The sequence below is a fragment of the Phycisphaerae bacterium genome (assembly GCA_024102815.1).
Lineage (GTDB): Bacteria > Planctomycetota > Phycisphaerae > UBA1845 > UBA1845 > JAGFJJ01.
Window position 1 is genome coordinate 1 of sequence record JAGFJJ010000007.1, and the last position, 18,747, is coordinate 18,747.

At 63.1% G+C, this 18,747-nt stretch carries 18 protein-coding genes and 1 pseudogene; 8 read left to right on the forward strand and 11 right to left on the reverse strand.

Annotated elements, in window-relative coordinates; translation table 11 throughout:
• The 3 genes and pseudogenes from J5J06_02145 to J5J06_02155 all read left to right on the forward strand — a co-directional run.
• The coding region (locus J5J06_02145) for an IS630 family transposase (protein MCO6435871.1) at positions 1-493 on the forward strand (493 nt) is incomplete at its 5' end.
• On the forward strand, positions 477-1,004 hold the full coding sequence (locus tag J5J06_02150) for a transposase (GenBank protein MCO6435872.1): 528 nt from the start codon (positions 477-479) through the stop codon (positions 1,002-1,004). The genes J5J06_02145 and J5J06_02150, both read left to right, overlap by 17 nt.
• Before the next feature lie 512 nt (positions 1,005-1,516).
• Positions 1,517-2,015 (forward strand): annotated as a pseudogene (locus J5J06_02155) (transposase).
• Between the two features lie 113 nt (positions 2,016-2,128).
• On the opposite strand, the gene J5J06_02160 reads toward J5J06_02155, so the two are convergent.
• Positions 2,129-3,784 (reverse strand): NAD+ synthase, encoded by a 1,656-nt coding sequence (locus J5J06_02160; GenBank protein ID MCO6435873.1) that lies wholly within the window; start codon positions 3,782-3,784, stop codon positions 2,129-2,131.
• Between the two features lie 982 nt (positions 3,785-4,766).
• Between J5J06_02160 and J5J06_02165 the strand changes: the two genes are divergently transcribed.
• The gene (locus tag J5J06_02165) at positions 4,767-5,033 is read left to right on the forward strand and encodes a hypothetical protein (protein MCO6435874.1); all 267 of its coding nucleotides are present in this window, start codon (positions 4,767-4,769) and stop codon (positions 5,031-5,033) included.
• Positions 5,034-5,067: 34 nt separating this feature from the next.
• On the opposite strand, the gene J5J06_02170 is transcribed toward J5J06_02165, so the two are convergent.
• Positions 5,068-6,528, reverse strand: a complete 1,461-nt coding sequence (locus J5J06_02170; protein MCO6435875.1) for a glycosyltransferase family 39 protein — start codon at positions 6,526-6,528, stop codon at positions 5,068-5,070.
• A 176-nt stretch (positions 6,529-6,704) separates the two neighbouring features.
• Complete coding sequence (locus tag J5J06_02175; protein ID MCO6435876.1) at positions 6,705-7,541, reverse strand: glycosyltransferase family 2 protein; 837 nt, start codon at positions 7,539-7,541, stop codon at positions 6,705-6,707.
• Between J5J06_02175 and J5J06_02180 the strand changes: the two genes are divergently transcribed.
• From J5J06_02180 to dps, 3 genes are all read left to right on the forward strand, one after another.
• Positions 7,540-8,640, forward strand: coding sequence for a hypothetical protein (locus J5J06_02180; protein ID MCO6435877.1), 1,101 nt, complete (start codon positions 7,540-7,542; stop codon positions 8,638-8,640). The two genes, J5J06_02175 and J5J06_02180, sit on opposite strands and share 2 nt — an antisense overlap.
• Before the next feature lie 126 nt (positions 8,641-8,766).
• On the forward strand, positions 8,767-9,471 hold the full coding sequence (locus J5J06_02185) for a pirin family protein (GenBank protein MCO6435878.1): 705 nt from the start codon (positions 8,767-8,769) through the stop codon (positions 9,469-9,471).
• A gap of 76 nt (positions 9,472-9,547) precedes the next feature.
• Positions 9,548-10,054 (forward strand): DNA starvation/stationary phase protection protein Dps, encoded by a 507-nt coding sequence (dps, locus tag J5J06_02190; GenBank protein MCO6435879.1) that lies wholly within the window; start codon positions 9,548-9,550, stop codon positions 10,052-10,054.
• A gap of 151 nt (positions 10,055-10,205) precedes the next feature.
• Here the strand turns inward: dps and J5J06_02195 are convergent, their stop codons facing one another.
• The 3 genes from J5J06_02195 to J5J06_02205 form a co-directional block, all read right to left on the reverse strand.
• Positions 10,206-11,561, reverse strand: coding sequence for an ABC transporter permease (locus J5J06_02195; GenBank protein ID MCO6435880.1), 1,356 nt, complete (start codon positions 11,559-11,561; stop codon positions 10,206-10,208).
• On the reverse strand, positions 11,554-12,498 hold the full coding sequence (locus J5J06_02200; GenBank protein ID MCO6435881.1) for an ATP-binding cassette domain-containing protein: 945 nt from the start codon (positions 12,496-12,498) through the stop codon (positions 11,554-11,556). Before J5J06_02200 ends, J5J06_02195 begins: the two co-directional genes overlap by 8 nt.
• A gap of 323 nt (positions 12,499-12,821) precedes the next feature.
• The gene (locus J5J06_02205) at positions 12,822-13,088 is read right to left on the reverse strand and encodes a hypothetical protein (protein MCO6435882.1); all 267 of its coding nucleotides are present in this window, start codon (positions 13,086-13,088) and stop codon (positions 12,822-12,824) included.
• Positions 13,089-13,412: 324 nt separating this feature from the next.
• Here J5J06_02205 and J5J06_02210 point away from each other — a divergent pair, with 324 nt between their 5' ends.
• On the forward strand, positions 13,413-14,075 hold the full coding sequence (locus J5J06_02210) for an MBL fold metallo-hydrolase (GenBank protein MCO6435883.1): 663 nt from the start codon (positions 13,413-13,415) through the stop codon (positions 14,073-14,075).
• Between the two features lie 42 nt (positions 14,076-14,117).
• Here the strand turns inward: J5J06_02210 and J5J06_02215 are convergent, their stop codons facing one another.
• From J5J06_02215 to J5J06_02235, 5 genes are all read right to left on the reverse strand, one after another.
• Entirely contained in the window at positions 14,118-14,606 is a 489-nt protein-coding gene (locus J5J06_02215) for a hydrogenase maturation protease (protein ID MCO6435884.1), read from the reverse strand.
• Positions 14,607-14,611: 5 nt separating this feature from the next.
• Entirely contained in the window at positions 14,612-15,982 is a 1,371-nt protein-coding gene (locus J5J06_02220) for a Ni/Fe hydrogenase subunit alpha (GenBank protein MCO6435885.1), read from the reverse strand.
• A 111-nt stretch (positions 15,983-16,093) separates the two neighbouring features.
• Positions 16,094-16,837, reverse strand: a complete 744-nt coding sequence (locus tag J5J06_02225) for an NADH:ubiquinone oxidoreductase (protein MCO6435886.1) — start codon at positions 16,835-16,837, stop codon at positions 16,094-16,096.
• Positions 16,834-17,691 (reverse strand): FAD/NAD(P)-binding protein, encoded by an 858-nt coding sequence (locus J5J06_02230; protein ID MCO6435887.1) that lies wholly within the window; start codon positions 17,689-17,691, stop codon positions 16,834-16,836. The genes J5J06_02225 and J5J06_02230 overlap by 4 nt, the downstream gene beginning before the upstream one ends.
• A gap of 1 nt (position 17,692) precedes the next feature.
• A complete protein-coding gene (locus tag J5J06_02235; protein MCO6435888.1) occupies positions 17,693-18,745 on the reverse strand; it encodes a 4Fe-4S dicluster domain-containing protein in 1,053 nt (350 codons plus the stop codon).
• Between the last annotated feature and the right edge of the window lie 2 nt (positions 18,746-18,747).

Genomic DNA, 18,747 nt, shown 5'->3' on the forward strand with positions numbered 1-18,747 from the left:
AGGCACAGCGGAGGAGTTGGAGCGGCGTCGCCTGCGAGCCATGACGCTGCTGGACAAAGGAATGCCCGGTGTCGAGGTGGCCGAGGTCCTCGGCGTGACCCCGGGGGCCGTGTCCCAGTGGAAAAAGAAGTACCGGCGTGCCGGGCCGGACGCCTTGAAAGCCAAGCCGAATGTCGGCCCGAAATCCAAGTTGACGGACAGGCAACGCCAGCAACTCGGGCAGCTGCTGCTCCAGGGCGCCCGGACGCACGGCTACCGCACCGAACTATGGACGCTGAAACGCATCGGCGAACTGATCGAGCGGCACTTCGGCGTGACCTACGAGGCCTCCGCGGTGTGGCGTGTACTGCGGCGCATGGGCTGGTCCTGCCAGAAGCCCGAGCGCCGGGCCCGGGAGCGCGACGACGAGGCCATTGCCCAATGGCGGGCGAAGGACTGGCCGCGTATAAAAAAACGCCCGAAGAAGCGGCCGAACCGTGGTATTTCTGGATGAAACCGGCTTCATGTTGCAGCCGGTGGTGCGTCGCACCTGGGCCCCGGAGGGGCAGACGCCCATCCACTACAGCTGGGACCGGCGGGATCGATTGTCGGTCATCTCGGCGATCACGGTCTCGCCGACGCGGCGCCATCTGGGACTCTACTTCGACGTTCACGACCACAACATCGATACGGACACCTTCGAATCGTTCGTACGCTGGCTGCGACATCAGGTTCGCTGCGGAATCGTCCTGGTCGTGGATCGCTGGTCCGTCCATCGATCGGGCGTACGGCGACTCCTGGACCGGTTCGGTTCCAAAGTCCAGGTCGAGTGGCTTCCGCCCTACGCCCCCGAGCTCAACCCGGTGGAACAGGTCTGGTCGCATACGAAGTACGCCGATCTGGCCAACTACATTCCGGACGATGCCGGCGCCCTGGCCGAGGAAGTCATCGACTCCCTCGACCAAGCCGGCAAGAGCCAGAGTCTGCTGCACTCGTTCTTCCATCACGCGAAACTCAGACTGTGAGACATTTATTTGTCGAATCAAAGATCAATAGAAAGGGCACGTTTGACAGATGGATGAATTCCGGGGTCGATAAATGAGCCCACATTCGTGTGATCTCGATCTTCCCGGAATAAATCACAGGGTGTTCTCATTGGGCCTACTGCGAATGCGATCTCCGCCAGGATCCGTGCGGTTTCGCCTGAGCGCCAGGTGTCGTCGGCGCCCTTATTGTGGGCGCGAATTGTCCCCACGCGCCAAAGCCAAAACGACAACAGGATGAGGCTGGGCAATGGCACCAGGAGGAAGAAGCGTAGTCGAATCCGCATCTTGTTATCCATAACACACTCGAAAGTCGCAATTGCACAGGCCAATATACTCACTTACGCCAACGTGCATCGGTTGGTTCGTCTTCCCATCACGTTCCCAAATTGCGGGGAGAATGTAGCATTGTAGGGTGCGTCCCCTGACGCACCTCTTGCTCGATCGTTGCCCGTTTGCGACTGCCTACGGCTGGGTTAGGATGCTTTATCGTCATGCCAGAATACCGGCGAGCTTTCGTGCCCGGCGGCACGTTTTTCTTCACCGTCGTGACCTACGAGCGGCGGCCGATCCTGACTTCCGACGATGCCCTGGAGACGTTGCGGCAGGCATTTGATTGGACCCGCGTCATTCGGCCTTTCACCGTCGAAGCCATCGTCATCCTGCCCGACCACCTGCATTGCATCTGGACGTTGCCGGCCAACGATGCCGACTTCGCCGTCCGCTGGCGCTCCATCAAGAGCCGGTTTACCCGCAACATTGTATCTAAGATCGACGCAAGAAGTGAATCGCCAAGTCGGGTGGCCCGCCGCGAACGACCCGTCTGGCAACGTCGATATTGGGAACACAACGTGCGTGACGAGAGGGATTTTCGACGTCACGTCGAGTACATCCACGCTAACCCGGTCCGCCACGGGTTGGGCCTGCGCGCACGCCTGGCCCCATTCGAGCTTTGGGCGATGGGTGACCGATGGAATGTTCGAATCCGATTGGTGCTGTTCGTGTGATGGCCGGGCGCTTCCGAAGATCGAAGTCGTCCGTGACATGGATCGGTTCGGAGAATGATGTTGCGAGCACAAGAGGTGCGTCAGGGGACGCACCCTACGTCAATATCCCTTCGCGGCAATCGGCATGCGGCGGCCGGTGCCGAAGGCGCGGCTGGTGACCTTCAGTCCCACGGCCGATTGTTTGCGCTTGTACTCGTTGCGATCGACCATGCGGCCGATGCGCTCCACAAGCTGCCGATCAAAGCCGGCGGCGACGATTTCGTCCAATGATTCCTCGCGCTCCACGAGACGCTCCAGCACGGTGTCGAGCACGTCGTAGGGCGGGAGCGTGTCCTGGTCGGTCTGATCGGCTTTGAGCTCGGCCGAGGGTGGCTTGGTGATGGTCCGCCGAGGGATGAGGTCCCGACCGGCCGCGCGGTTCATCTCCTCCGCCAGCTTGTACACCATGGTCTTGGGCACATCGCTGATGACGGCCAGTCCCCCGCACATATCGCCGTAGAGCGTGCAATATCCCACGGCCAGTTCGCTCTTGTTGCCCGTGGTGAGCAGCAGCCAGTTGAACTTGTTGGAGAGGGCCATGAGCAGGTTGCCGCGCAGACGGGCCTGCACGTTCTCCTCGGTGACGTCGGATTCGCGCCCGGCGAAGAGCGGGGCGAGGGTGCGCTCCAGGGATTGATGGGCTTCCTCGATGGGCAGCACGCGGTAGTCGATGCCGAGGGATTCGCTCAAGCGGCGGGCGTCCTCCAGGCTGTGGTCGCTGCTGTAGCGCGAGGGCAGCGCCACGCCGTGGACGCGATCGGCGCCGAGTGCTTCCACGGCCAGCGCCGCGGTGACGGCCGAGTCGATCCCGCCGGAGAGGCCCAGGACGACCTCGCGGAAGCCGCACTTGCTGACGTAGTCGCGAATGCCGAGGACCAGGCCGCGGTGGACGCTGGCGACAGGCTCGGGGTAGGGGCACGCGGACTGCGGCTGGGGGTGGTCCAGGTCGACGACGCGGAAGTCCTCGACGAACGCGGGGGCGCGGTCGAGCACCCGGCCCTGGGCGTCGAGCACGAGGCTGGCGCCGTCGAAGAGGAGGTCGTCGTTGCCGCCGACGAGGTTGACGTAGACGAGCGGGAGAGCGTGCTCGCGAACCTGCTCGGAGAAGAGGCGCTCGCGACGGGCCTGCACGCCGATGCGAAACGGCGAGCCGGAGATGTTCACGAGCAACTGGGCGCCGGCGCGGCGGGTCATCTCGATGGGGTCGAGGCCGTAGACCTTGCGGCCTTCGTACTGCTGGTCGTTCCACAGATCCTCGCAGATGGTGAGGCCGACGGCGACGGTCGCACCGGATGGGGTTTTGACGGGGACCACGACGGGTCGGTCGCCGGTGTCGAAGTAGCGGGCCTCGTCGAATACGTCGTAGGTGGGCAGGAGCATCTTGGCGTAGGTTGCGACAATTTGTCCATCGGCGCAGAGGGCGGCGGCGTTGCGGATGCCCTTGCCCTCGCCGTTGGGTCCGGGCTGAACGAAGCCGAGGATGGCGGTGATGCCGTGGGTGGCTGCGGCGACCTGTCGCACGCCCTGGACGTTTTTCTCGACCAGCCCCCGGCGGAGGACGAGGTCCTTGGGCGGGTAGCCGAATGCGGCGAGCTCGGGGAATACGACCAGGGCGGCGCCGGCCTGCTTCGCCTTTTCGACGCCTGCGATCATCTTGCGGACGTTGCCGTCGATGTCCCCCACGGTGGTGTCAATCTGGGCAACGGCGATTTTCATGGGCGAGCTCGTTCGGTTCCAGAAACGAACAGGGCATCGGCACGTACGGTAGCGCCCAGCATTGTAGTGGGAATGGACAGAAACCCCAGATGGTGGGTTCCGTGGCTGGCGAGAGCAGGCGATTCGGGTCGAGCGTCAAGGCGGGAGAAAATGAACGAGGCCAGCGGTGCTCCTCCACGTTCGGGCCGGAGAGAGGAGAATGAGGTGGAAAAGCTTGGGTACCCGCTGGCCCCGTGTCCGTTGTGGCAACCGTCGCAGCAAGAGCTGCGCTCCTGGCATTCGGGCCGGAGAGAGAAGCGCCAGGAAGCGCCTAAGCAGCCCCGCAGGCAATTGCCACGCCTGTTAGAACCACCGACGAGCTGATTTGCCGACGCAGAATCACCGGGCGAAACCACCCTGCGGTATCTATCGGCCCAATCGATTGCGTCCCCGAGACCAGCCCGTCCGGTCGGTTACGTTTGTTCCCTAAACCAACTGGCATTTCGGGTGCCAATCCGGGACAGTATTCCGGTCGGATAAGACCCGGGCGTCTGCCAGCCCCAGCCGCTGGAGTGGTTGGGCAGTAAGCCGGTAGCGAGCGGCCGGCAGGTCGTCGGTGATCCCCCCCGGACGGCCTGCACATGCGGGTTTGTGCGATCCCGCCCACCGATGCGCCGGTTTCCACAAGTTCCGCCGGGAGATGCTCGGCTTCGGGTGCGGCGGTTTGCCGCAGATTGAGATCGCAGCGGCGCGGGATGCAGCGCCTGTACCGCGGGCTGTAGTTCTCGGTTCCGAGAGCGTCGTTCTCAACAATGGGTTTTCGTTCGCGCGGAATTCGCACGTGGCGGGGGCTTTCTTGAGGCAATGTCCGAGAACCGGCCGAGGAGGCGACGGGCGATAACGGTGTGAGTTGACCGGCCGGCCCGTTTCGCGTAAACGATTGAAAGTAGTATGCACGTCTCACCCGACTCGGGCTTTGGGTAAAAGAGGAAAGCGGCACGTCATGCGCTATCTTTTCGGCAAGCTTCCGTTCGACGGGTCGATCTTCTGGAAGGTGCTCGTTGCTGTCTTCGCCCTGGTCGCTATTGCCTGGTTTCTCGTGCTCCGCTTTACCGAGTACACGATGACCGGGGCCGACTACGGCGGTTCGTTCATTTGCAGCATCATTTTCGCCTACTGGGTGCACCTCTGGCTCCTGCCCATGGAGCACGCCGAATACGACGACGAGGACGAGTTCGGTTCAGAGAGCGACGAAAGACTTAACTCGTAACGGACACCGCGGGGCGATCTGAGGCGGCGTATTCTCAGGGTCCGTCCGGGGACGGAACCGGTGCGGGAAGTTCCCCTCCCGCTGATTCGCCCGTGGGGCGGTCCACGCTTGATCGATGGAGGCTCCGCCGATCCGCGTCAAACATCGCCACAATTAGCAGCATCGGCAGGAGGGGCACGCGGAAGCGCGGATCGAGCTGGGGAACTGTCCCGGCCAGGAGCGCGCAAGTTACGGCGAGCGGGAAGTACACCGCGGAACCGGACCACCGTCCGCGCAGCATCTGCACGACGATGACGATGACCAGTATTGCAAACGGGGCGCTCACGGCCGCATAGCGCAGACGACCCGCGGCATTTCCGGTCGCGGGACGAATGGCCAGACCCAAGGGAAAGGTCAACAGTTCTCCCGCGCGCGTCAGGTAGCACGTCAGGGTCGACCAGGGATGGGCGAGCAGTTCCTCCCGCCCGATGTCCCAAAGCGCGTCGGAGACAACGAAGTCATTCACGCCGGTACGGTTCCCCTGGGCGAGATTGCGCCAGGAGAGCGACTCGAGCGTTTCCTCGGGCAGGAAACTGAGCCGGCGGCGCAAACGGCGGTCGATTTCCTCCCATGCGGAATGGGGCCGATCGGCGAAGTCCGGGTTGAGGGACGTCTCGATGTACCGGTCGGCGGATCGCCCCTGCCGCCAGAGCATCACCTCCGTGGCCTTGAAATAGGCCATGACGATGCCGCTTTGGTGCGTCAGCGCAAACTGTCCGGCAACGTGCAGGTTTCGGGCGCACCAGGCGCCCGGAATCACGGCCGAGGAAAACGCCAGGCCCAGGGCTGCAGGCAGCGCCCAATCCCGGCGATGTCGCCGAACGGAGCGGCGCAGGTCGATCATCGCTGCCGCCGCGATGCCCATCAGAAGCACCACCGGCAGCAGGAGCGCCAGTGGACGGACCAGGACGGTCGTGCCGCAGAGCAATCCAAGGACGATGAAATCAGCAACGCGGCGCGAGCGCAACGCGCGGTCCCACGCCAGCCAGGTCAGAAGCACGAGCGCCGTGAACAGTGTCGTCGCCAGAAGCCATGTCGAGTAATAGAGACGATACGGGGCGAAGAGGAACAATGTCGTAGCGATCAGGGCGCGGCGCGTTCCCAGATGGCGGCGTGCGATCAGGAGAAACAGAGTCACACCTGCGGCTGCGAGCACCTGCTGAACGAGCAGGAGCGCGAGGGGAGAATCACCCACGAGCAGTAGGCACGCGGCCAGGAAGAGGGGATAGCCGGGTGTGCGCCAGGTGTCGGGGGCGAAGGGCGCGTTCTCGGCTTGGCTGAACGTGCCGTGATGGGCCAAGTTCACCGCCAGCCGGTAATACTCCTTCGCGTCCAGGGAAGCGAAGGCATAGCCGTCCGGTTTGCCGGTGCGCAAGGTGACGGCGATCAGGACGCAGCCCTGAACGAGCAGGGCGGCGATGGCGATGGCCAGAGTCGTGCGTCGAGGAAGTGACATGGCATGACAGTTTAGCGGGGGGCGGGGAGGTACGCATGCTTTCCCGGTGTGCGCGTGGGTTCGCGCCGGGAGGAGAAGATGGCGGCCGCAGCCCGCCCTACTTGCGTTCCAATCGGTGCATCGAGATGCACCCTACGATCACCCATCGGTGCATGGAGATGCACCCTTTGGGCGAATTACAGCAGCCCGCGTTCGGAGAGCATGCGGAGGTATCCCGGCGCTGGATCGGGGTAGGCTCCGGGCTCCGGCAGATTCCATTTCTCGAACAAGCGGCGATTGTCCTCGGCGCCGCGATCGAGGTCTCCCAACTTCCGCTCGTCGTGGTGTTCCTCGTGACGGATAAGCGCCCGCCGGCACCCGATGACCCTGAGATTCTCTCGGAGCTGAAGGGTCAGCGAGAGGTCGGGATCGAACCCGAAGAAATAGAAGCGCTCGTCGGCAAATCCGATGCGCTCGAGGAGGCTGCGGCGGAGCAGGCCGAAGTTGGCGTAGGGGTACCCGCGCACATGGCACAGCTCGAAGGACTCTCCTTCGTGCTCGACGCGATCGAGGACGTTGCGCGGGTTGTGCCAGTTGTGGTAGAAAGCGACCATACCGAGCTCGGGCAGGTCGGGACGCCGAATCATGGTCAGGGCCGCCTCGACCGCGCCCGGCAGCGGCCAGGCGTCGTCGTTGAGCCACATGACGAACGTTCCCCGCGCCGCTCGAAAGCCCTTGTTAAAGGCCCGCACGGCCCCCTCGCGCTCGGGTTCGAGAATGACCGCCAAGTCGGGCTGGGCGGCCAGCCAGTCCCGGGTGCCGTCCCGGGAGTCACCATCGACGACAACGATTTCCTTGTCCACCGACACGTTGCCGCGGGTTTGCTCCACGGAGCGGATGAGGCGATCGCGCCGGTTGCACGTGGGTATAACAATGGAGACAACGGGATCGGCCGACATGCTCAAATGACCTGCCGTGGTTATAGTAAATGATCGGCTTGGTGCATCGCACGACCCGCCGAAGGGACTATTCATGCAACCGGCTCGATTTCCGGCAATTGCTCTTATCGGCGCTTGGACGGCCTGCACTGCGGCGGACTTCTCCGCCGCACGGGCTCAGACGCCCGAGGAAGCTCCTTCTGCAAGCAGGTCGGCCGAGCGGGCTGACCGGGAAGGGCGAGCGGAGGCCGGGCGGTCCGCGGGGGATTCCGACGCGGACGCCGGACTCTGGCCTTCGCCCAAGCTGACGCGCCTGATGCTCACGCGCTGGGCCGACGACATCAGCGAGCAGTATGATCTCGATGCCGACCAGCGGACGGAAGTTCGCGAGATGGTCATTGATCGCTGGGGCTCCTTTCTGGAAGAGCACCGGGCCACGATCCGCCCGCTGCTGAACGAATATCTCGAACTGCGGATGGAGATCGAGCCACCGCCGAAGGAAAAGGTCCAGGATTGGGCCAAGCGGGCAATGCCGGTGTTCGAACAATTCCGCGAGCAGATTTCGGAAGGGTCCGGCGATTTCCGCAAGGTGCTCACGCCGATGCAGCGGGTGAAGTTCGAGGTGGACGCTTTGCAGTTCAACGTGGGGCTGACGTTCGCGGAGAAGCAACTTCGCGACTACGCCTCGGGCGAATTCAAGCCCGAGGATTTCTGGATCCCGCATGGTGAGCGCTTTCGCCGGGAGCGGTCGGAGCGGCGGCGAGAGGAGCGTGAGGAGTTTGCCGAGGCTGTGCAGAAGGCGCAGGCGGAGACTCCGCCACCCGATCAGATCGAGCTGGAGCTGGCCCGCTGGGACGAGTACGTGGCAACGTTCATTCGTGAACATCAACTTGATGAAGGGCAGCGCACGACCGTGCTGAGCATTCTCAGCGAGCTGAAGCGTCGGGCGCTCGATCACCGCGACCGGCGTAAGGACGAGATTGTCGAGTTGGAGCGGCGGATCGCCGCGGGTTCGGACAGTGAACCCGAGCGGGAAGAACTGAAACGGCGGCTCGTGGAACTCTACGGGCCGATCGACGCCCTTTTTGCCGAACTCCAGGAGCGCCTGCGGGCCGTACTCACCGCGGAGCAGCGGGCGAAGGAACAGGAAGCCAAGGCCGCTCCGGCATCCGAGTCCCTGCCACCGCCGGGCTGACATTCACAAAGAATGCAGTCTGTATCATTCGCGCCGCAAGAGCGATCGGTCGACGTGGCCAGTTGCGGGGGGCAAATCTATAACCCCTGCAGCGACGTCATTCGATTGCACGCTCAGGGGATCACGATGATTCAGATACGGCGAAGCGGCGACCGCGGTCATTTTGATCACGGCTGGCTGGACACCTACCACACGTTTTCATTCGCGGCGTACCACGATCCGCGGCATATGGGCTTCCGGACGCTGCGGGTGATGAATGAAGACCGCGTGCGCGGCGGGGCGGGATTCGGCGAGCACGGCCACCGCGACATGGAGATCATCACGTACGTTCTGGAGGGGGCGCTCGCCCATCGCGACAGCATGGGCAACGGGACGACGATTCGCGCGGGTGAAGTACAGCGGATGAGGGCCGGGCGCGGGGTGGTACACGCGGAGTTCAATGCGTCGGAGTCCGAGCCGGTCCACTTTTTCCAGATCTGGATAACACCGGACAGGCTCGGGCTTGATCCCGGATACGAACAACGCGGATTCGATCGGGCCGCGAAGCTCGATCGCTGGGCGCTGATCGCTTCGGCGGACGGCAGGGACGGCTCGCTGTCCATCGCGCAGGATGTTTCGCTTGAGGCGGCCATCCTGTCTCCAGGGAAAATCCTGTCCCGCCCGTTGCGCGCCGGGCGGCACGCGTGGGTGCAGGTCGCCGTGGGGAGAATCCATCTGAACGGCGAAGCGCTCGAGGCCGGGGACGGCGCGGCCGTGAGCGACGAGCATACGCTGGAACTGAGGGACGGCGGGGACAACGAGTCCGAAATCCTGTTGTTCGATCTTGCTTAGACGGAATTGTCCATATTGGTTAACATAGCAAACCACGCGGACGCGCGGTCCATCTAAACGAAGGGAGCTGACGATCATGGCGGGAAACAGCAAGCACGTGAAGTTTGCAACGAAGAACGACATACCGGAGTCGAATCGCGAGAAGCTCGTCGAGCTGCTCAACGCGCGGCTGGCTGATCTGCTCGACCTGCAGACGCAGGCCAAGCAGGCGCACTGGAACGTCAAGGGGCCGAATTTCATCGCCCTGCACGAGCTGTTCGACGAGGTGTCGGACGGCCTGCGCGGATACGTGGACGACGTGGCCGAGCGTGCGGTCCAGCTTGGCGGCGTGGCGATGGGTACGGCGCGGCTTGCCGCCAAGAGCAGCACGCTGAGCGAGTATCCGGCGGACATCGCGGACGGAGCGGCGCACGTGCGGGCACTGTCCGACGCCATGGCGCTGTGCGGCAAGCATGTACGCGCCGCCATCGACGCGTCCGACGAATTCGGCGACAAGGACACGGCCGATCTGTTTACGGAAATATCGCGGGGGCTCGACAAGCACCTGTGGTTCGTCGAGGCGCACTTGCAGAGCGGAAAGTGATTACGGAAACCGCCGAAGGGCTCTTCTGGAGTGGGCCCGGATAGTCCGAGCAGTGCATATGGAGCCCGGATCGGGAAGAGAATCTCGGTCCGGGCTCCTTGCGTACGTACGTCCGCGCAAGCTGTAGCCTGCGGCTCGCCACCGAAAGATGTTATCCGCGGACGATCCAGCGGAGCATCTGCTTCACGTCGGCGCCCTTGCCCTGCATGAGAATACCCACGCGGAAGATGCGTCCCGCCGCCAGCACGAAAAGCAGCGTGGTCATGATCACCAGCACCAGGCCCAGCAGCGGCTGCCAGATGGGAACGCCCGGTGGCACGGCCTGCCGCATGGGCATCAAGAACGGCGTGGCGGTGGGAATCAGGGACATCACCACGGCGAAGGAAGCCGTCGGCTCCTTCACCACATTGACCCAGACGAACAGCGGCATCATCACCACGAGCATGACCGGCGTGATGAGGCTCTGCGACTCGCGGATGTCGGTGACGGCCGCGCCGACGGCGGCGAACATCGAGCCGAACATGAGCACGGCCATGGCCTGGTACACGAGGAACCACCAGAGCTGCTGGGCGGGGAAGAACTGCTCGTAGCCGGCGTAGCGAATGGCGAAGAATCCGCCAAGGAGGTAGATGGTCGAGATGGTCAGGGCGACGCCGACCATGCCGATCAGCTTCCCGAGCATGAGCTGGAACGGCGGCACGGAGCCGAGGAGCACCTCGGCGATCCGTTGCATCTTCTCCTCGAGCACGCTGTTGACCAGCGGCGTGGCCCCGACCATGACGACCATGAGCATGAGCATCATCATGCCCATGGGCACGAGGAAATTGGCCAGCTCGTTGGCCCTTTCGGCCTTGACGATTTCGCCTTTCTCGTTGACCGAGAGGAGCCCGAGATTATCCACGCGGACAGGCTTCGTGGCCTGCGCGACCGTCTGGGGATTGAGCCCGAGGCGGTCGAAACGGTTTGCCTGAACAGCGTTGTTGACGACCGGAACGAGCCACTCAAGCAGGTCCTCGTACGTCGGGCTGTTGGAGTGGTAATCGATTCGGGCGCCGGCCATCGCGGGTACGCCGGCACCTTCGGCCGATTTGCCGTCGTCCTTCGCCGGCGACAGGTTCGTGGGTATTACCACGAACGCGAAATATTTGCCCTCGCGAACGGCCGCGGAGAGATCGACGAGTTGGCGATCCTCATCGTCGGCCGGGGCGATCTTTTCGAACAGAAACTTCGGCTTGGTCTGCTTGCGCTCGCCGCCCTCCCCCGGGTCCGAAAAGATCCGGTTTTCGTTGCGCTCGTTGGCGGCAGCGGCGACGGCGTCGAACAGCCATCCCGTGTGATCGACAACCGCCACCTTCCGGGTGGTCGTGTCCACGCGATCCTTGAGAAGGAACTGAAAGGCGAGGCTCCCGCCGAAGAGAACGGGCATAAGCACCAGGGAGATAATGAAGGCCTTGGTGCGAACGGCCGCCTGATACTCTCGAACGGCGACGACGATGGTCTTACGCATGGATCACCTCCTGCTGGCGGTCGCGGCGCGTGGCTTCCTCCGACTCCGGTCCGGCGATACGGACGAAGATGTCGTTCAGCGACGGTTTGCACAGCTCGAAATGGAGCACGCGACCGCGTCGCATCAATTCCGATAGGACTTCCTGCGTATCCGTGTCCGGGTGAATCCGCAATTCCTGGAGTCGCCCGAAATCGGTGACCCGTTCCACGCCGGGTATCTCGTCGAGCTCGCCGGAGAATTCCGCGAGGCGCACGCGCACGGTGTCCTGGCCGTATCGGTCCTGGATGGACTCCAGCGTACCGTCGAGGACTTTCTCGCCCTTGAAGATCATGAAGATGAAGTCGCACATGCGTTCGGCGACGGCCATGTCATGCGTGGAGAAGATGATCGTGGTCCCCTGCTTGCGGAGATCGAGCACGGCCTGGCGAAGTACTTCCATGTTTACGGGATCGAGCCCGGAGAAGGGTTCGTCGAGAATTACCAGTTCGGGATCGGCGATCACCGCGGAGATGAACTGGATTTTCTGGGCCATGCCCTTGGACAGGGTTTCCACCTTCTTGTCGGCCCAGTCGGAAAGACCCATGCACTCCAGCCAGGAATCGACCGGCCGGCGGAAGTCGCGAATGCCCTTCAGCTCGGCGTAGAAGCGGAGGATGTCGCGGACCTTCATTTTCTTGTACAGCCCGCGCTCTTCGGGAAGATAGCCGATGCGGTCGCTGGCGGCGGCATGGCGCTCCTCCCCGAAAATGCGGATGGGGCCGCTCCGGGCGTCGGCGTAGTAGATGCCCATGATCATGCGCAGCGTCGTGGTCTTGCCCGAACCGTTGGGGCCGATGAATCCGTAAATGGATCCTTCTGGCACAACCAGCGACAGGTCGTTGACCGCGATGTGGCGGCCGAACGTCTTGGTAACGTGCTCCAGCTCGATCACGTTCATGGGGAGTTCATCCGATTTGAAGCCGCAGGTTCGGCGGAGACGCGATTGGCCGCCCGACGACTGTCGATGTTACATTCCGAACATGAGCGACTCAATGCGCGCGGCGCGCGATCCTGTCGGAAGGCGTCCGCGTACGTCGCGGCAATCCGACGTTTGGTGACAGATTGTTGTCTCTTTCGGGGTTGCGGGGCACGATTTCCGCAACTGGAGGTTTGGAGGGACCGGGCGACGGGCTATTGTTCGAAGGGCGGACTTCCCAGAAAAAAAGGGCAAGACCCGCAGGCCTTGCCCTCTTCATTTTCTGATCGTGTACCCAACGTCGGCTAGGCGACGAGCTCCTTTCCGCGCTTGGTCAGCGCCGCGGCCATGATCGCCTGGTCCACGTCGTTGGTCAGCTTGCCCGCCCAAATCAGGCCGGCCTGCCGCAACTCCTCGAGCCACTGCGTCATGTGATCGCCACACTCTTCGACGTTGTATCCGGAGTGATCCGCAACCTGGCGGCAGAGCTCGAATTCAGTGAGAGGTCCGCCCCGCAAGCGGCGAAGGATAATCAACTGATGTTGCCTGAGGGCTTCCGTCGCTTCAATCATGCGTTGTCCCTCCAGTCGGACTTCCTCGACCGATCGCACGAAAGAGCGACCCGGCCGATGCCCGCGTCCGCTTCGCGAGCGTTGGATTCTAGGATCATTCCATAACGGACTTCAAGGGCTTCTGCGGGCGCGGACAAACTTCGACTTATCGACCCGCCTGATTTTTCCGACAGACCCGATCCGCCGCCTCATCAACGGAGACGTAAACAGGTTTCGCGGCTGAATTTGCCGGCTTGTCCGGATACGCGCCGCCGCTACACTTCGACTGAGCGTGATGTAACCCCGAACGAGACCCTGCGTCCCATACTCGGACGATTCATAACCATGAGCCAACCGAATCTGAACATTCACGTAACCAACGATCCGGTCTACATGCAAAACGGAATGGTCGTTTCGCTTCGCGAAAACGGACCTTGCTGGATCGTCGATCCGGGCCTGCCGCCGCAGGCCGAGCAGATGATCGAGCACATCGAGGCACGGAAACTTGTTCCCCAGGCCGTCGTGCTCACCCACGCCCATGCCGACCATATCGCCGGCATCGATGACGTCCGCGAATCACTGGGTTCGCTGCCCGTCTACCTTGCCCGGCCGGAGTGGGCGGCACTGACCGATCCCATGGAAAACCTGTCCGGCCTGATGGGTCCGGGTCTGGTCACCAACGTTACCGACCCGTGTGACCTCGCCCCCGGCGACACACTCGAACTCGACGGCACGAAGTGGCAGGTTTTTGACACATCCGGGCATTCTCCCGGAGGGCGAAGTCTGTACTGTGCGGCGCTCGGCGTGGTTATCGTGGGCGACGCCCTATTCGCGGGCAGCGTGGGGCGCGTCGACTTTCCCCACAGCGACGGTGAGAAGCTCATGCGTAACATCCGAGAAAACTTGATGACGCTCCCGGACGAAACGCGGGTACTCAGCGGGCACGGACCGGCCACGACCATCGGACGCGAGCGGCGAAGTAACCCATTCGTGCTTCATGGGATTTGATGCCGCCGGGATCCCGGCGGTTGCGGAACGCTTGCGCGACGCCTACGGATGCGGTTGATTGTTCAGCTCATCGACGTCGCGCGAGATTCGCTCCGCCAGCGGTGTGATCGCACGAGAAACGGAGGTGGACATGTCCAGCGAACGATCAAACTGCTCGCCGAAAACCACGTAGATCCAGATGCGCTTCGGAAGCGCTTGAAGCGTTTGGGCGAGTTCCAGTCCCTGGGCGATGCCGATGGAATGCGAATCACCGGACGTTTTGCGCCGCAGCCGCTGCGCGTCCCGGGGATACATCAACCTGAGGAAGGAACCAGACGGATGTGCGTTGTCCGCCGGCGCCGCATCGATGAGCACCAGCAGGTCCGCCGACGCGAAGCTCCCGTCGGCCAGGTCCGTTCCCGGTGATTCGGAGAGGCGTACGTCAGCTTGCGGCAAGGCGTGATCAGCAATGAGTTCGGCGACGCGCAGACCGGCCTGGTCGTCGCCCATCGACCACCGCCCGCAGCCGAGGATGCACACCGCGGGCGGCACGGGAACTACTCCCACTCGATGTCCAGAAAATGCGTAGCGCAGGAGATGCACGGGTCGTAGGCCCGCACGAGCATTTCCAGGCGAAGCGTCATTTCCTCCCGGGTCATGCCCGATTCCAGCAGTTGCGGCACCATGACGCGCATGTCCGCCTCGATGTTGGCGAGGTTCTGGCCGGTGGGAATGATGAGGTTGGCGTTCACGATCTTGCCGTCGCGGTCCAGTTCGTACTCGTGGAAGAGAATGCCGCGAGGAACATCGGCCGATCCCACGCCGAGACCGAAGCGACTCGGCTCGACGAGCGGCTCGTCATGCAGCCCGCGTGTGAGGAGTTCGTCGATCAGCTCAATGGAGTGTTCGGTGCAATGCACGCACTCGACGAGCTGTGCCGTGTTGTTGTGGAACGGGTTTGTGCAGATCGGCTTGATGCCCAGTGCGGCCGCAACCTCCTTCGCATTGGGATGCAGTTGGTCAAAGTTGTTGTTGAACCGCGCCAGCGATCCCACCATGTACGCGGGAGCGTTGGGCGACTTGCAGTGCTTGGCGGCGGAGTGCTGCACCACGTCTTCGATCACCCGGCGGCGATACTCGCTGACCTCGGTCGGCTCGGGCTGAAGGTTGGAGTAGAGCTTCCCGTCGTAGAACGCATATTCCGATCCGTCCATCACCTTGAGTGACAGAAACTCCATGTCGCGGCGGAAGTCGGGAATCGGCAGGCAGGAGTACAACTGCGCCATTTCACCCAGGTCACTGCGCGATTCCTCCAGTCGCCGCTTGAGGGCGACGAGTTCCTCGGGTCTGGGCACGTGGGTGAAGCCGCCCGCGTGGCACGCGACGGGGTGAATGTGCCGTCCGCCGACGGCCCCGCAAATGTCGTTGGCCAGGCGTTTGAGCTTCAGCGCCCGCTTGACCACGTCGGGATGCGTCGAGGCGAGTGGAATGACCGACCCGGCACCGAAGAAATCCGGCACGGCCAGGAAGCAGACGTGAAGCACGTGGCTCTGCAATTGCTCGCCGTTAAAGAGCAGCTTACGGAGCAGGACGGTCTGTTCGGTGGGGACGATGCCCGTCGCCGCCTCGATCGCCTTGACCGAGGCCGTGGTGTGACCCACGGAGCAAATGCCGCACACGCGGCAGGTGATGTGCGGCGCCTCGTACCACCGCCGCCCGCGCAGGAAGGCCTCGAAGAAGCGCGGACTCTCGACGATCTGAAGCTCGAGTTGCGTGATCGCGCCGTCACTGACGCGGACGACGATATTGCCGTGCCCCTCGACCCGGGTCACGTGCTTGACGTCGATGGTGACGTTCTTGACGGCCGCCCGACGGGGCGGCGCGCCGTCCGAACTCTTCGGCTTGTTCTGCTGTTTCACGTCGGCCATGATTGCCTTCCATCGACAGGAGAATGTGTCAACAAACGCCCGTCGTCTACTTCAAGGACCAATGTTGCAGAGCAGTGTCACACGCAAGGTCCGGTGCGCGAGAGGACGCACCTACGGCAGCTTTGCCTCCTGATACGCACCGAACAGCCGCAGGTCGGCCATCACGTCGTCCAGCGAGACGTTGTACTGCTCGCGCAAATTGACGCCCGCGGCGCGGACGGCCTCCTCCGTGACGATCCCGCGGCAGCCTTCGCACTTGGATCCGAAACTGGGGCAGATCGCGTCGCAACCGGCACGGGTCACCGGCCCAAGGCAGATCACGCCCTTTTCATACAGGCAGAGATTGCCCTTCCGCTTGCACTCCACGCAGACGGCATACTCGGGCAGGCGGAACGTCCGCCCGGCCAGCGTCAACTTGACGAATTCCAGGAATTCTTCCTTGATCATCGGGCAGCCGGGTAACTCGAAGTCCACCTTGACCACGGCCGAGAGCGGACGGGCGGGGATCGTGGGGAACCACCCCGCACGGTTGCCGTAGACATAGCTGCGGTAGTCGGCCTCGTTCTGGTAGTTCTTGAGCGTGTTGAGCCCGCCGAGGCAGGCGCACGCCCCGATGGCGACGAGCACCTTGCAGTGCTCGCGGAAGAGTCGGGCCTCTTTTTCGTCCTCCGGCGTGGAGACCGCCCCATCGACGAAACCGATGTCGATGTCCCAGCTTCGCTCGGTCATGCCTTCGCGGAAGTTCACAATCTCCACCGCGCCGAGGATATCGAGCAGCTCGTTTTCCAGTTCGAGGATCGCCAGCGAGCAGCCCTCGCAACTGGTCAGCGAGAAAATGCCGATCTTGGGTTTCATTCGATCGCCTCCCGGAGGGCCTTCAGCTCTCCGTAGCGGAACACCGGACCCTCTAGGCAGACGTAGACGTTGTTCGCCTGGCAATGTCCGCACTTGCCCACGCCGCATTTCATCCGCCGCTCCAGGGAGCAGAAGACGTTCTTCTGGGGAACGCGCCGGGCAAGCACCTCCAGCACGACGAATTTGAACATGATCGGCGGGCCGACGATGACCACCATGGTCTCAAGCGGATCGATGGGCGGCAGCTCTCCGAACAACGTCGTCACCACGCCGCTACGTCCCCGCCACTGCTCGTCGGGGCGATCCACCGTCATGTGGAAGTTGACGTCGGGCGACTCCCGCCAGATCGTCAGATCGTTGCGGAACAGCAGCTCCGCCGGCGAGCGCGCCCCGTAAAGCAGATGAAACGCCCCGAAGCGGCTGCGCTCGTCGAGGATGTACTGAATCAGCGACCGGACCGGAGCCAGCCCCAACCCACCGGCAACGATGAGCACGTCCCGCCCGTGCATGTCATGCACGTCGAACCCGTGCCCCAGCGGCCCGCGAATGCCGATCGTGTCGCCCTTCTTGAGGCCGTGGATATGGCCGGTTACCTCGCCCACGCGGCGGACGCAGAGCTCAAAGTAGTCGCCACGTGTCGGGGAGGAGCAGATCGAAATGGGGCATTCGCCGATTCCCAGCAGGGACATCTGCACAAACTGCCCGGGGCCGTGCCCCAGCGGCTCGCCGCTGGACAGGCGGAAGCGATAGAGATTCTCCAGATCCGTCAGTTTCTCGACCGCGACAACTTCCGCGGGCTGCGGCTCGTACAGCGTGCGGGCATGTTCCAGCGGTGCGGGAGCGATTGCGGTCATGTTATCCCTCCTCCGCAAGCTGATTGTAGATTTCCACCGAGTTGATCTTGGCGGTGCATGCTCGATCGCACCGCGCGCATCCCACGCAGCCCGGTATCCCCTCGCGTTCCAGGATCCACTTCCCCTTTCGGTAAATCCGATGTCGCAGGCGCGATGCCGCCTGCGGGCGGAAGTTGTGACCCCCCGCCACCGTCGCGAACTCGCGCAACTGGCACCCGTCCCACTCTCGAACGCGCTGACCGGAGGAAAGGGTCAGGTCCAGCTTGTCAAACGTGTTGAAACAGAAACACGTGGGACAACTGAGATTGCAGCTTCCGCAGGAGTAGCAGCGGCGGGCGGTCGCCTCCCAGAGAAGGGAGTCGTAGCTGCGATCCAGCAAGGCGGGCAGACCATCGACATCGAACGGGATGCGCCGCTGAAACGCCGCCCGTTTCTGGGCGCGGTAACGCTCAAATGCGCGCTCGTCTTCGACCGTCGGACGATCTCCGGCTTGCGCGTACAGCAGGAACTCCCGGCCGGCGTCCGTCCCGAATTTGATCCCGTAGCGCATATCCTCAGAGGCGCCATTGGCGCTGAGGGGATAGCACATCAGATCGAACCCCTCGTTGGCCTCGTTGGATTTCATGTCCTCGCAGAACACGCCGGCGGTGCACTCGGCGGGACAATCCACGCCGATGATGAAGAGCTGTCGGCGCCGCGCCAGATAATGATCGTCGCGATGGCTGTGCGAGAAGACCTGGTCAAGGAGGCGAATGGCGTTGATATCGCAGGGATGGACGCCGATCAGCGCCGTCGGTCGCTCGTCTAGCAGCGGCTTTGTGCGGAACGAACCGTTGTTCCGCTCAAACATGAACAGTTCTTCGCGTGCGGGAAACAGCACCTTCTTGGGGCTGTACACGCAGTAGTTGAATTCGAGGTCGATCTCCCGCGCCTTGGCCACCGGCTCATAAAAAAACCGTTCGCCGCGGCGAACGGGCCCGATGATGCGCCGCGTACGCGCCAGTTCGTCGACGAGTTCCACGAGTCGGCCGCGGGTGATGATGCGGTCCAGCATGG